At 42.7% G+C, this 14,159-nt stretch carries 14 protein-coding genes and 5 tRNA genes; 18 read left to right on the top strand and 1 reads right to left on the bottom strand.

The window, feature by feature from the left end; translation table 11 throughout:
- Nucleotides 1-6 precede the first annotated feature (6 nt).
- The 12 genes from C4S39_RS12570 to C4S39_RS12515 all read left to right on the top strand — a co-directional run bounded on the left by C4S39_RS12570 (nt 7) and on the right by C4S39_RS12515 (nt 9,366).
- Nucleotides 7-1,461 (top strand): FAD-linked oxidase C-terminal domain-containing protein, encoded by a 1,455-nt coding sequence (locus tag C4S39_RS12570; protein WP_103967319.1) that lies wholly within the window; start codon nt 7-9, stop codon nt 1,459-1,461.
- 5 nt (nt 1,462-1,466) lie between these two features.
- The gene (gene glcE / locus C4S39_RS12565) at nt 1,467-2,543 is read left to right on the top strand and encodes a glycolate oxidase subunit GlcE (RefSeq protein ID WP_103967318.1); all 1,077 of its coding nucleotides are present in this window, start codon (nt 1,467-1,469) and stop codon (nt 2,541-2,543) included.
- Nucleotides 2,544-3,797, top strand: coding sequence for a glycolate oxidase subunit GlcF (glcF, locus tag C4S39_RS12560; protein WP_103967317.1), 1,254 nt, complete (start codon nt 2,544-2,546; stop codon nt 3,795-3,797).
- A 200-nt stretch (nt 3,798-3,997) separates the two neighbouring features.
- Nucleotides 3,998-4,432: a rhodanese-like domain-containing protein gene (locus C4S39_RS12555; RefSeq protein WP_103967316.1), complete on the top strand. Its 435-nt coding sequence runs from the start codon at nt 3,998-4,000 to the stop codon at nt 4,430-4,432.
- Nucleotides 4,433-4,440: 8 nt separating this feature from the next.
- A complete protein-coding gene (gene grxC, locus C4S39_RS12550; RefSeq protein WP_103967315.1) occupies nt 4,441-4,698 on the top strand; it encodes a glutaredoxin 3 in 258 nt (85 codons plus the stop codon).
- 68 nt (nt 4,699-4,766) lie between these two features.
- A complete protein-coding gene (secB, locus tag C4S39_RS12545) occupies nt 4,767-5,204 on the top strand; it encodes a protein-export chaperone SecB (RefSeq protein WP_103967314.1) in 438 nt (145 codons plus the stop codon).
- Between the two features lie 38 nt (nt 5,205-5,242).
- Complete coding sequence (locus C4S39_RS12540) at nt 5,243-5,725, top strand: SH3 domain-containing protein (protein ID WP_103967313.1); 483 nt, start codon at nt 5,243-5,245, stop codon at nt 5,723-5,725.
- Nucleotides 5,722-6,714: an NAD(P)H-dependent glycerol-3-phosphate dehydrogenase gene (locus C4S39_RS12535; protein ID WP_103967312.1), complete on the top strand. Its 993-nt coding sequence runs from the start codon at nt 5,722-5,724 to the stop codon at nt 6,712-6,714. Before C4S39_RS12540 ends, C4S39_RS12535 begins: the two co-directional genes overlap by 4 nt.
- 234 nt (nt 6,715-6,948) lie before the next feature.
- Nucleotides 6,949-7,221: an HU family DNA-binding protein gene (locus C4S39_RS12530; RefSeq protein ID WP_013648000.1), complete on the top strand. Its 273-nt coding sequence runs from the start codon at nt 6,949-6,951 to the stop codon at nt 7,219-7,221.
- Nucleotides 7,222-7,236: 15 nt separating this feature from the next.
- Nucleotides 7,237-7,312, top strand: a tRNA-Val gene (locus tag C4S39_RS12525).
- Nucleotides 7,313-7,329: 17 nt separating this feature from the next.
- A tRNA-Asp gene (locus C4S39_RS12520) sits at nt 7,330-7,406 on the top strand.
- 73 nt (nt 7,407-7,479) lie between these two features.
- Nucleotides 7,480-9,366, top strand: a complete 1,887-nt coding sequence (locus C4S39_RS12515) for a SurA N-terminal domain-containing protein (protein WP_103967311.1) — start codon at nt 7,480-7,482, stop codon at nt 9,364-9,366.
- A 6-nt stretch (nt 9,367-9,372) separates the two neighbouring features.
- On the opposite strand, the gene C4S39_RS12510 is transcribed toward C4S39_RS12515, so the two are convergent.
- Entirely contained in the window at nt 9,373-10,158 is a 786-nt protein-coding gene (locus C4S39_RS12510) for an enoyl-ACP reductase FabI (RefSeq protein WP_103967310.1), read from the bottom strand.
- Between the two features lie 137 nt (nt 10,159-10,295).
- Here C4S39_RS12510 and C4S39_RS12505 point away from each other — a divergent pair, with 137 nt between their 5' ends.
- The 6 genes from C4S39_RS12505 to C4S39_RS12480 form a co-directional block, all read left to right on the top strand.
- Nucleotides 10,296-12,482, top strand: coding sequence for an ABC transporter substrate-binding protein (locus C4S39_RS12505; protein ID WP_103967309.1), 2,187 nt, complete (start codon nt 10,296-10,298; stop codon nt 12,480-12,482).
- 21 nt (nt 12,483-12,503) lie between these two features.
- The gene (locus C4S39_RS12500; RefSeq protein ID WP_103967308.1) at nt 12,504-13,481 is read left to right on the top strand and encodes an ABC transporter permease; all 978 of its coding nucleotides are present in this window, start codon (nt 12,504-12,506) and stop codon (nt 13,479-13,481) included.
- A gap of 148 nt (nt 13,482-13,629) precedes the next feature.
- Nucleotides 13,630-13,714 (top strand) — tRNA-Tyr (locus tag C4S39_RS12495).
- An 85-nt stretch (nt 13,715-13,799) separates the two neighbouring features.
- Nucleotides 13,800-13,873, top strand: a tRNA-Gly gene (locus C4S39_RS12490).
- A gap of 44 nt (nt 13,874-13,917) precedes the next feature.
- A tRNA-Thr gene (locus tag C4S39_RS12485) sits at nt 13,918-13,992 on the top strand.
- A gap of 48 nt (nt 13,993-14,040) precedes the next feature.
- Nucleotides 14,041-14,159 (top strand): GTP-binding protein (locus C4S39_RS12480; RefSeq protein ID WP_219817924.1); only part of this gene is annotated, 119 nt, incomplete at its 3' end.

Genomic DNA, 14,159 nt, shown 5'->3' with positions numbered 1-14,159 from the left:
AACCGCATGGCTCTACAAGAACTTATTAACAAACTGTTTATGATATTGCCGCATGAGGCGGTGCTATACGAAATCGAAGATTTGAAACCGTATGAATGCGATGGCTTATCAGCGTATCGGGCTTTGCCGCTGGTGGTTGTGTTGCCGCACACGGAAGAGCAGATCATCAAAATTTTGCAGCTTTGCCATGCAACGAGAACTCCTGTAGTGGCACGAGGTGCGGGTACTGGTTTGTCAGGAGGTGCGCTTCCGCATGCACAAGGTGTTCTGCTGTCATTGGCCAGGTTAAATCAAATCGTTGCGATAGATCCATTGGCGCGTATGGCGCGTGTGCAGCCGGGGGTCAGAAATCTGGCAATCAGTGAAGCAGCGGCGATGTATGGTTTATATTATGCGCCTGATCCTTCATCGCAGATTGCTTGCTCGATTGGTGGTAATGTGGCGGAAAATTCGGGTGGTGTGCATTGTCTGAAATATGGCCTTACTGTGCACAACATTGTTAAATTGCGGGTGCTGATGATTGACGGAGAGTATTTGGAAATCGGTGGCGAAAGTCTGGACAGTGCGGGGTATGATTTGCTCGCGTTAATGACCGGAAGCGAAGGCATGCTCGGCATAGTCACGGAAATTACCGTGAAACTGATTCCAACGCCGGAAAAAGCGCAACTGGTGATGGCGGCATTTGATGATGTGATCAAGGCAGGCAATGCGGTGGCGAATGTGATTGGCGCAGGTATCATCCCGGCAGGGATGGAAATGATGGATAAAATTACTATTCATGCAGTGGAAGAATTTTTACATGCGGGTTATGACCTGAATGCGGCGGCAATTTTACTATGCGAATCCGATGGCAGCGCAGAAGAAGTGGCGGATGAAATCAAGCGAATTTATGCCATTATGCAGCAAGGTGGCGCAACCAAAATCAGTACCTCGCGCGATGAAGCCGAGCGCCTTAGGTTTTGGGCCGGACGGAAAGCAGCATTTCCAGCCGCTGGAAGGGTGTCGCCGGATTACTATTGCATGGATGGGACGATTCCACGCAAACGGTTAGCCGATGTATTGCGCGGTATTGAGAAGCTATCCCAGGAATATGGGTTACGATGTATGAATGTATTTCATGCCGGAGATGGTAACTTACATCCTCTAATTTTATATGATGCCAATCAGGCTGGCGAATTAGAAAGGACAGAAGAATTTGGTGGAAAAATACTGGAGATGTGCATTCATGCAGGTGGTACGATAACCGGGGAACATGGCGTGGGGATAGAAAAAATCAATCAGATGTGCATCCAATTCGGCAAGGAGGAGCTGGAAATGTTTCATGCTGTGAAGGCGGCATTTGATCCGATGGGATTGTTGAATCCCGGTAAGGCAGTTCCGACTTTGCATCGTTGTGCGGAATTGGGCGCCATGCATGTACATCGAGGTGAGGAGAAGTTTGCGGAATTACCGCGATTTTAGAATCTATGCGACAAGCTATTATCGATCAGTATAAGGCAGTCATTCGTGCTGCATCTGAGAACAAATCGCCATTGCAAATACGTGGCGGTGGCACCAAGCATTTTTATGGTAATTCCTCATTTGGGCGGGGGGATACATTGTTAGATACGACGATGTATCACGGTATTATTGATTACGAGCCGACGGAATTGGTAATTACAGCATGTGCGGGAACACGCTTGACAGATCTGGAGTCTTTGCTGGCGCAGCATGGGCAAATGCTAGCATTCGAACCATCCCATTTCGGTGCTAATGCAACTTTGGGCGGTTGTATGGCGGTTGGTTTATCGGGTCCGCGCCGTGCTGCTGCGGGTGCGGCACGTGATTTTGTATTGGGTATGCGCTTGCTCGATGGGAAAGGTAGAGATTTGCGCTTTGGCGGGCAGGTGATGAAAAATGTTGCTGGTTATGATGTTTCTCGATTAATGGTGGGTGCCATGGGTACTTTGGGTGTGTTGCTGGAAATTTCATTGAAGGTTTTGCCGAAACCACCGGTTGAAATAACATTGCGAATGCCTATGGATGAAGCTGCAGCGATCGAGAGAATGAATCAATGGGCTGGCAAGCCATTGCCAATTTCGGCAACTTGTTATGTTGAGGGTGTGCTGTTTCTCAGACTGTCTGGTGCTGAATCAGCAGTGCGCGCAGCGCAGGCAAAATTGGGAGGTGAAGAGCTGGTTGAAGACAGGGACTTCTGGCAATCGGTGCGTGAGCAGTGGCACGATTTTTTTCAGTCAGATAAACTTCTGTGGCGTTTATCAATTAAATCAACAACAATACCGGTTGCATTGCCTGGGAAACAATTACTGGAATGGAATGGCGGTTTACGGTGGTTGCTTTGCGACGCAAGTGTGGATCAGAAAATTATTCGTAAAACGGCTAAAGATGCGGGTGGTCACGCTACCTTGTTTCGTAGCCATGAATTTCGCGATGCTGTATTTCATCCGCTAGATCCAGTTATGATGAAAATTCATCGTCTGTTGAAAGAGCAGTTTGACCCATCAAAAATCCTTAATCCCGGTCGACTTTATCCAGAATTTTAAATGCAAACCAAGCTCGCTGATTTTATAAGGAATTCACCGCAAGGACAGGAAGCGGATGCTATTCTGCGTAGTTGTGTACATTGTGGTTTTTGTTTGGCTACTTGTCCCACTTATCAGATTCTGGGGGATGAGCTGGATAGTCCGCGCGGTCGTATTTATCTGATGAAGCAGATGCTGGAAGGGCAACCGGTAACGCAAAAAACGCAATTGCATCTGGATCGTTGTCTCACTTGCCGTGCCTGTGAAACAACTTGCCCATCAGGAGTGCGTTACGGCGCGTTGGTGGATATCGGCCGTGATATTGTCGAGAAACAGGTAAAACGCAATCTTAGATCAGAAGTTTTTCGTTATACATTACGAAAAATTCTACCTAATCCATTATTGTTCAATACATTATTAAGACTTGGTCAAGTTGTTCGACCATTCTTGCCACAAAGTCTCAAAAGAAAAATTCCGGTCAAGTCTGGTTTCATCAACGCATGGCCTGCAGAGCGGCACGCGCGCAAAATGCTGGTTCTTGCTGGTTGCGTGCAACCGTCATTGGCACCTAATATTAATATCGCTACTGCACGCATACTGAACAGCTTGGGTATATCACTGATCAAGGCTAAAAATGCGGGATGTTGTGGCGCGGTTACTTTTCATTTGAATGCTCAGCAGGATGGACTCGATTATATGCGGCGTAATATTGATGCTTGGTGGCCTATAGTTGAGCAAAAAGAGATCGAGGCGATTGTGATGACTGCCAGTGGATGTGGCGTAACGGTCAGAGAATATGGACATTTATTAAGCCATGATCCGGATTATGCAGAAAAAGCGGCAAACATTTCAGCTTTGACCAAAGATATTAGTGAGGTACTACTGGCTGAAGCCGGAAATCTCCAAGAATTGATCAAATTGAGATTAGAGCCGAATCACACGAAATTGTCTTTTCATTCTCCCTGTACCTTGCAGCATGGCATGAAAATTCGTGGTGTAGTGGAGCAAATTCTGATTCTTGCCGGTTTTGATTTAACCGTTGTGCCTAATGCGCATCTGTGTTGCGGCTCAGCAGGTACGTATTCAATTTTGCAGCCGGAACTTTCGCAGCAGTTATTGAAAAACAAAGTCATTGCTCTTGAGTCCGGAAAACCGGCTCAGGTTGCTACTGCGAATATCGGGTGTTTGATGCATCTGCAAAACGGCATATCGGTACCCGTTAAACACTGGATTGAATTATTGGACGAGCGGTTAACCTGCCATAATAACGGTTAAATTTTTATTATTCATCAGTGAATGAGTTTGATCCGAGCAGCAAAGCTGTGCGTAAGCACAAGCTTTGTTAGATTTAATTTTCCGAACTCAGTCAGCGCGTTATCTGAATTAAGTAATTTGTTCTTTGTAGGAAGATAAAGGAATCCCGCAGTTTTTTAGTTTCTGATAAAATCGTCGTTTAAAAACAGAATAAAATTTATATGGAATTATCACTATTTCAAGATCATTTTTTGCTCAGATTGGAAAATTTACTCTTTGTTATTACGGCATTGGTCAGCGGATCGTTGTTGCTCTGGCCAATGTTTACACAGCGTGGCATAAAAGAGGTTGATACGCGAGCGGCTGTACAATTAATCAACTACCAGGATGCACTAGTGCTTGATGTTCGTGATGATAGCGAGTATACCGCAGGTCATTTACCCAACTCTAAGCATATTCCGGCTGAAAAAATTGCGGAACGCTGGACAGAGATTCAGAAGTTTAAAGAGAAACCCATTATCGTAATATATCGTGGTGGTATTCGATCGAATAATCCCAGCTTGGTTTTGAGGAAAAATGGCTTTGCTCAGGTAATTAATCTCATGGGTGGCATTGACGCATGGAAACGCGCTGGTTTACCTATTGCCAAGCGCTAGGGAATCCTATGCCCAAAGTAATTATGTATACGACAGGTTTCTGCCCTTATTGCAAAATGGCGGAAAGCTTATTACGTTCAAAAGGCGTTGAGGTAATTGAGAAAATTCGTATTGACCTGGAGCCTGATCAGCGTGTTGAGATGATGGATAAAACTGGTCGACGCACTGTTCCCCAGATTTATATCGACGGACATCATGTGGGAGGTTATGATGATTTAACACAACTTGATCGTAAGGGGGAGTTGGCGGCATTACTGGCAATGTGAACACATAATCAGAGCATTTAATTGCGATTTAAATATAAGTTAACTTTTTATTCACCTGGATATTAAATATGAGTGAGCAACTACAACCAGTTTTTGCCATAGAAAAAATTTATGTAAAGGATTTGTCTTTAGAGATCCCCAATGCGCCCAATATCTTTTTAGAAAGGGATACGCCCGAGATTAATCTGCAACTTGGAACTAGAAATCAGAGTATTGACACTGGGTTGTACGAAGTGCAGTTAACGGTAACGGTTACTGCTAAGATTAAAGATAAGATAATGTTTCTGGTTGAGGCTCAGCAGGCCGGTATTTTTCGTATTCAAAATATTCCGAATGAGGAAATAGATCCCGTTCTGGGTATTGGATGTCCTAATATTCTTTTTCCCTATTTGCGTGAGGTAGTATCGGATATTGTGACTAGATCCGGTTTTCCGCCAGTAATCCTTAATCCGGTAAATTTTGAAGCGATCTATCAACAAAAAAAAGCAGAACCCAGTACACATTAAACGAATAAAAAAACTTGAAAAGTAGAAGTGATTTGACGATGAAAAAAGGATTCCAGGCGCTAACACTTAGATTGGAATATAAAATGCTGACTGTGATGATGAGCATATTGCTTTTATATCCAGGGTATGTCGCGGCTGATATGGAATTTCTTTCAATAGCCGAGAATGCAATCGTTATGTATGATGCTCCGTCTCTACAAGCTGATAAATTATTTGTTGCAGGTCGTCATCTTCCGGTTGAGGTCGTAGTGGATGTCGATGGATGGACAAAAGTCCGTGATAGTAGCGGGAGTCTTGCTTGGGTTCAAAAGAAAGATCTGAGCCAGCAACGCTATGTTATTGTGACAGCACCATTGGCTGATGTTCACCAGTCTGCTGATATTAAATCAGAATTAATATTTCAGGTTGAAGAGAATATTGTTATGGAGTGGATGCAGTCGGATATCCAAGGATGGGTAAAAGTGCGGCATAGAGATGGTCAGACAGGCTACATCAAAGTCAATCAGGTTTGGGGTTCATGAAAATTGCTGTACTGGGCGCAGGTGCATGGGGTTCCGCATTAGCAATTAGTTTTTCTGCACGTCATCAAATAAATTTGTGGACTAAGAATCCAGATCATGCGACTGACATGGATAGCAGGCGCATTAACCAATCCTTTTTGCCAGAGCATTCGTTACCTGAATCGCTAAATATTACCTCGCAACTAACTGAAGCGCTTGATAATGTTGATCTTGCTTTGCTTGTTGTTCCCATTGCAGGTTTACGCGAAACTTTACGAACTATCGTTGCAGGCAATATCAGAGTGCCGCTTATATGGGGATGTAAGGGCTTAGAGACGGGAACTGCTTATCTTCCGCATCAGATCGTTGCGGAAGAATATGACGCAACGCTTTCTTGTTGCGGAGTTTTATCGGGCCCCAGTTTTGCGGAAGAAGTTGCACAAGGATTACCGACAGCTTTAACATTTGCCTCTAACGATCATGAGTTTTCAAGCAGAATATCAGTAGAATTACATAGCCCAAGACTGAGAATCTATACAAGTGAAGACATTATTGGTGTAGAAACTGGGGGTGCGATAAAGAATGTAATTACTATCGCTGCAGGTATTTCTGACGGCATTGGGTTTGGTCACAATGCGCGTGCCGCATTAATCACACGTGGATTAATGGAAATCACTAGGCTGGGTCTTAGTCTGGGCGGAAAGATGGAGACTTTTATCGGGTTAGCGGGTGTAGGTGATTTGATTCTGACAAGTACTGGTGATTTATCACGTAATAGACAAGTAGGATTGATGTTAGCCGAAGGGAAAACATTACATGATATTTTAAATGAACTTGGACATGTTGCTGAAGGTGTGCATGCAGCGCTATCAGTGCTGCAATTAGGTAAGAGATTAAATATTGAAATGCCCATCACACAGGCAATTTGCAGTATTTTACATGAAGGTGTGTCAGCGCGACGTGCTGTCGAGGTGTTGTTAAATCGTGAACAGAAATCAGAAATTTATTGATAATTAATCGATGTGAGGAAGTGTGGGCATTTTTTATCCTATTTCATAGGGTATTGTTTTTATATGTCTTTATTTGAGTAATATAAAACATGTTTTTTCGTGACGTTGATCAATCAATAAATGATGTTGCCGAAATGCCTTAATTTGCTTGACCATGCGTTAACGGCTTGATATAAGTGCGACTGCAGTATTTGCTTGTGATTTAATTACCATTAAACTTAGAAGGGGAATTATATGAACAAATCCGAACTTATTGAAGCTATCGCAAAATCGGCTAAAATTTCCAAAGCCTCGGCAGGAAGCGCATTGGATGGAGCATTAACTGCAATAAAGGGAGCGCTTAAAAAGAATGAGAGTGTAACTTTGGTCGGATTTGGGACTTTTAAAGTAGGTACACGAGCTGCGCGTACGGGTCGTAATCCTCGCACTGGTGCAGCTATTAAGATCAAAGCGGCTAAGGTTCCTAAATTCAGTGCTGGTAAAGCACTCAAAGATGCAGTAAACTAGCGCACTTTCTGATTGGGGTGCTTAGCTCAGCTGGTAGAGCGTCGCCCTTACAAGGCGAATGTCGGCGGTTCGATCCCGTCAGCACCCACCAATCGATAAGCCAGTTTGGGAGTGGTAGTTCAGTTGGTTAGAATACCGGCCTGTCACGCCGGGGGTCGCGGGTTCGAGTCCCGTCCACTCCGCCAAAAACAAAAATGAGTAATAAAATTTTAATTCCTCGAGTTTTTTCCACTAAAATAGTTTTCGCAGATTCTAATTGTGTTTGATCTAGTCAATCGAAAAAAGCGTGTTGTTCAAGTAATTCTGGGCTTAGCGGTTTTACCATTTATGTTTTGGGGTGTGGAATCCTATAGGAACGATGGTAGCGAAGGTTATGTTGCGGTCGTCGAAGGTGAAGAGATCTCTCGACGAGAATTTGAACAAGCATTACGTGATCACCATGAAAGACTACGGGCGATGCTTGGCGCAAATTTCGATAGTGCGATACTTGATAATTTTGAAGTAAGAAATTCTGTACTTGAAAGACTGATTCAGCAACGGTTATTGTATCAAGAAGCTGTTAAAAATGGCTTCGCTGTTTTGGATTCACAGTTAATCAAGACAATTCAAGATATCCAGGCATTCCAAAAGAATAATAAGTTCTCCAAGCAGCAGTATGAAGAATTGTTGCGTAATCAGGGTCTTACTCCTGCAATATTTGAATCGCGTGTGCGTAATGAATTATTGCTGCAACAATTACTGGATGGATATAGTGAAAATGCCATTACGCCAAGAACTGCTACTGAAAAGGTACAGTATCTTAGTGAGGTGCGGCGTGAAATCAGTCAATCGAAAATTGCACCGGATCAGTTCCTTTCTCAGGCCATACCTGAAGAAGTAGATATTTCGGCTTATTATGAACAACATAAAACGGATTTTGATTTGCCGGAACGTGCCAAAGTTGAATATCTGGTTTTGTCGTTGGACAGGGCAGCAAAAAATGAGTTTGTGAGTGACGAAGCGATCAATACATATTTTTCAGAACATCAATCGGAGTTTGGTCAACCTGAAGAGCGTAAGGCTAGTCACATATTAATCAGTGTATCTGCAGATGTGCCGGAGGAAGAAAAGCAGATAGCGCGAGATAAGGCTGAGAGAATTTTGGAGCAGGTTAAACAAGATCCAGATCAATTCGCAGAAATAGCTAAGGAGCATTCAGATGATCCTGGTTCAGCCATGCAAGGAGGCGATCTTGGTTTCTTTGGCCGTGGAGTCATGGTTAAATCTTTTGAAGATAATATTTTTTCGATGCAATTGGATGAAATCAGCGACATAGTGGAGACAGATTTTGGTCTGCACATAATCAAATTAACCGCAATTAAAGAAGAGCAACATCCAGAACTGGAAGAAGTTCGCGAACAAATTGAGAATACGCTCAAGATTGAAATGGTAGAAAGTGTTTTTGGTGAGATTGTTGAAGATTTTAGTAATGTTGTCTATGAGCAAGGTGAAAGCCTGCAAGCAGCAGCAGAAAAATTTGAATTAACCATAGAAAAGAGTGATTGGATTACAAGAGATTTAAAAGAAGAGCCTGAAATCCTTGCCAATGAAAATTTGTTGTCAGCAATTTTCTCAGATGATGTTATTTCAAATAGCCGTAATACGGAGGCTATCGAGGTTAAGCCTGATACGTTTGTTTCTGCTCGTATTATTGAATATAAACCGGCTACTTCGCAATCATTAACGGTTGTTAAGGATGAGATTGTAGAGAAACTCAAGAAAGAAATGGCTGTATCAATGGCTGTAGTAGAGGGACAAGAAAGGCTTGCTCGATTGCAGGCGGGAGAGGTTCTTGATGATGTTGCTTGGGATGATGCGCAGTTGATTTCTTATATGCAGCCCCAGGAATTGGATCATGAGGCTTTAGGGGCTATTTTTAGGGCAGAAGTTGATGAGCTTCCGGCTTATGTCGGCGTGGTTGAGCCGGAAGGCGGATTCAATTTGATACGGATTAGCAAAGTCATAGAACCTGAGTCAGATGAAAAAATAGCATCTGAAAACTTCGCTAAACAATTGCAGCAGATGATAACGCAAGAAGAAGTATCGTCTTATCTGGCTGCAATCAGGCAACGGTATGATGTCAAAATCAAACAGAATAATCTCTGATTTTGGTTAATCATTGAGACTAAATGCGACTGTATTAAAGCCTGCATCCACATAAGTTATCTCACCGGTAATTCCACTAGCCAGATCACTGCATAAAAAGGCGGCGACATTGCCAACTTCTTCGATGGTGACATTACGCCGTAGCGGGGAGACCTTCTCGGTATAACCTAATAGTTTTCCAAAGTTTCCAATACCGGAAGCTGCCAGAGTTTTAATTGGTCCAGCAGAGATAGCATTAACGCGTATTCCTTTCTGGCCCAAGCTGGAAGCCATGAAGCGAACATTTGCTTCAAGGCTGGCTTTGGCTAATCCCATTACATTGTAGTTGGGCATGACGCGAACAGCGCCTAAGTAGCTTAATGTTAAAAGTGCGCCATTTCTACCTTGCATTAATGGCAGAGCAGCTTTGGCGAGAGCTGAGAAACTATAAGTACTGATATCGTGTGCAATTTGAAAAGCTTCTCTATTAACATTTTCCAGGTAATCTCCACTTAGAGCTTCACGGGGCGCGAAGGCAATTGAATGAATAATACAATCCAGCCCATCCCAATGTTTTTGCAGTTGCTCAAAGCACATCGATATTTCATCGTCGCTAGCTACATTGCAGGGAAAAAGTAAGCTACTATCAAATTCAGCGGCCAGTTTCTCAACTCGTCCACGAAGCTCTTCACTTTGATAAGTAAACGCTAGCAATGCGCCTTCGCGTTTCATGGCCTTGGCGATACCATAAGCAATCGAGCGGTTACTGAGTAATCCTGTAATGAGCACACGTTTATTTGCGAGAAATCCCATAAATTTTCCTTGTAAAGTTGAACATTTTGGCAAATTATAGCCGAAGGGTTGAATAAGGTGGCGTTAAACACAAGAATAAGTTGAAGATGCGAGTATCATTATTGGCTTTAAACAGATTCCGGCAAGCCGCGTGTGCAATGAAGATTTCATTAATTAAATTTTGGTTGTTGATTGCTATCATTGTGCAGTTAGCCGCATGCGGCGAGTATAGTTGGAATAATCCTTATGCTGCGTCGGATGCAGGGAAAAATATTCTTTATAGCGTATTTAGTGAACGCCCTAAGCATCTTGATCCGGTGCAATCTTACAGTTCAAACGAAATTCAGTTTACTGCCCAGATTTACGAGCCTCCATTGCAGTATCATTATTTGAAACGGCCTTTTGTTTTAATTCCGGCAACTGCGGAAAAAATACCGGTTGTGAAATATTTTGATGCCGAAGGTAATCAATTGCCGGATGAAGCGCATTCCGACGATATTGCTTATAGTATTTATGAGATCTCGATTAAACCAGGGATTTCCTTTCAACCACATCCAGCTTTTGTAATGGATGAACAAGGTAATTGGCTATATCATGTACTGAGCGAGGACGCATTAACATCGATATTTAAGCTGTCCGATTTTTCATACGCGGATACTAGAGAATTAGAGGCCGAAGATTATGTATATCAGGTTAAGCGTCTGGCTCATCCAAGATTGCATTCTCCAATATATGGGCTCATGGCGGATTACATAGTAGGGTTGAAGGATTACGCTGTTAAATTGAAACACGCAGAACAGAATCGGCCCGAGGATGAGACATACTTGGATCTGAGGAAGTATCAGTTAGAAGGGATTCAACTAATTGACAAATATACTTATAGCATAAAGATACACGGTAAGTATCCTCAATTTCTATATTGGTTGGCCATGCCTTTTTTTGCGCCGATTCCTTGGGAAGCAGATCGCTTTTATTCTCAGCCGGGATTAGTGCAAAAGAACATAACGCTAGATTGGTATCCGGTGGGTACAGGCCCCTATATGCTCACTGAAAATGATCCCAATCTGCGCATGGTATTAGAAAAGAATCCAAATTTTCGTGACGAATACTATCCGGCAAATGGTATGTCTGAAGATGAAAAAAATGGATTGCTAGAGGATGCAGGAAAAAAACTGCCGTTTATTGATAAAGTTGTTTATACCCGGGAAAAAGAAAGCATTCCAAGATGGAATAAATTCTTACAAGGCTATTATGATGCTACCGGCATAGGCTCAGACAGTTTTGATCAAGCAGTTCAGCTCGTAGGACAAGGAGAGGCTACGGTCACTCGAGAAATGGAAGAACAAGGGATCAGATTGGAAACAACCGTGGCGGTCTCAACTTATTACATGGGTTTTAACATGTTGGATCCTGTGGTGGGCGGAAGAGATGATCGCGAACGTGAATCAGCTAGAAAGCTTCGGCAAGCAATCTCGATTGCGGTAGATTACGAAGAATTTATTTCAATTTTTGCAAATGGTCGCGGGATACCTGCGCAAAGCCCCATTTCTCCTGGGATTTTTGGCTATCGTGATGGTCGAGCAGGTATTAATCCAATAGTATATGACTGGATTGGCGATCAGCCACAGCGAAAATCAATAAAAGCCGCCAAGGCCTTACTTGCGGAGGCGGGGTATCCAAATGGAATTGATCGGAAAACGGGGGCGCCATTAATTTTGTATTTTGATGTTACAGCGCGTAGTTCTGAAGATAGGTCCAAGCTTGATTGGATGCGTAAGCAATTTCAAAAATTAAATATACAATTGGTAGTCAGAAGTACAGATTACAATCGTTTCCAGGATAAAATTCGAAAAGGTAACGCACAAATCTTCGAATGGGGCTGGAATGCGGATTATCCTGACCCGGAGAATTTCTTGTTTTTATTATATGGTCCTCAACGCAAGGTTGGAAATAGCGGTGAGAATGCTGTGAATTATAACAATAATGAATATAATCAGTTATTTGAGAAGATGAAGAATATGGAGAATGGATCGGAGCGACAGCTGATCATAGATCGCATGGTGGAGATATTGCGTTACGATGCGCCTTGGTTGTGGGGGTATCATCCCAAAGACTATGGTTTGTATCATTCTTGGTATCAGAATGTTAAACCTAACAGAATATCGAATAATAATCTTAAATATTTCAAGATCGATGCCAATTTGCGAGAGGCTAAGCGGCAGGAATGGAATCGACCGGTATTTTGGCCTATCGCATTGATATCATTCATTCTGGTGATTAGTATTATCCCTGCTGTAAGGGCTTTCCGTCGTCATGAAAGTAGTGTTGCGATACGTGCAGTCTGAATTGACAATAAGCTACTAATAATGTTGAGTTATATTATTAGGCGTTTGTTTTATGCGGTACCAATTTTAATCGGGGTTAATTTGCTTACATTCACTTTGTTTTTTGTAGTGAATACACCTGACGACATGGCGCGCATGCAGTTGGGTATTAAGTATGTTACACCCGAAGCAATTGAGAAATGGAAAGTCGAGCGAGGTTACGATAAACCTTTATTGTTCAATTCTGAAGCTGAGAAACTGGGAAAGCTGACGAATACCATTTTCTTTGAGAAATCAATTTCAATGTTTGTCTTTGAATTTGGGCGTTCCGATGATGGTCGGGATATCGCGCGAGAAATCAAATCACGCATGATGCCAAGTCTTGCCATTGCGCTACCTGTATTCGTAGTGGGATTGCTTGTGTATATTACTTTCGCATTGCTGATGGTTTTTTTTCGTGCTACTTATATCGATTTCTGGGGCGTGGTTCTATGTGTGGCGTTGATGTCTATTTCAAGTTTATTCTATATTATCGTTGGGCAGTTTTTAGTGAGCAAATTATGGCATTGGGTGCCCATATCAGGTTATGGAACTGGGCTGGATGCAACAAAATTTTTGGTGCTGCCGGTCTTAATCGGGATTATTACTAGTGCTGGATCCCATATTCGTTGGTATCGTACAATATTTTTAGAAGAGATGAACAAAGAATACGTGCGCACAGCTAGAGCGAAAGGGTTATCGGAGCGTATCGTTTTGTTCAGACATGTGCTCAAGAATGCATTAATTCCAATTCTAACCGGTGCGGTTGTTGTGGTGCCTCTATTGTTTTTGGGCAGCTTGCTGGTTGAGTCTTTTTTCGGTATCCCGGGACTTGGCAGTTATACAATTGATGCGATTAATTCACAGGATTTTGCGATTGTCAGGGCGATGGTTTTTTTGGGCTCAATGCTTTATATCGTGGGTTTGATTCTAACCGATATTTCTTATACGTTTGTTGATCCAAGAATTCGGCTTACTTAGGCTTGATTTTCTGACAACAAGATTTGTCAAACCAGGCGTTTCTGGTTTGTATTAATGATTTTTGAAATATTATTGGTTTTTTATATTACTTAATATAAAACAAGATTGACTTATGATGGCAATATATTCATAATCTCCCGTTTCGTTCGGAGGGGTTCCCGAGCGGTCAAAGGGATCAGACTGTAAATCTGACGGCTCTGCCTTCGAAGGTTCGAATCCTTCCCCCTCCACCAAATAGAATAGTAATAACATTAGTTTTAGGGAGTGGGCGCCATGCTTTGATGGGTAGATTTTGCGCTTTCTTGCAAAGTTTGTAATGCGGGTGTAGCTCAATGGTAGAGCAGAAGCCTTCCAAGCTTACGACGAGGGTTCGATTCCCTTCACCCGCTCCAGTTTGAATGGTATCAATTGTATTAATGGTTGTTTGTGTATGCTTGCCCATGTAGCTCAGTGGTAGAGCACTCCCTTGGTAAGGGAGAGGTCGCCAGTTCAATTCTGGCCATGGGCTCCATAGGTTGAATGGATTTTATGGTTAAAGCACGTAAAGGGGAAACAAGACATGGCAAAGAGTAAATTTGAGCGGTCGAAGCCACATGTAAATGTTGGAACGATAGGGCACGTGGATCATGGTAAGACTACGCTTACGGCGGCAATTACGACGATATTGACGAAGAAGTT

The sequence above is a fragment of the Nitrosomonas ureae genome, assembly GCF_900108305.1.
Lineage (GTDB): Bacteria > Pseudomonadota > Gammaproteobacteria > Burkholderiales > Nitrosomonadaceae > Nitrosomonas > Nitrosomonas ureae_B.
This window is presented reverse-complemented; position numbering and strand designations above follow the sequence as displayed.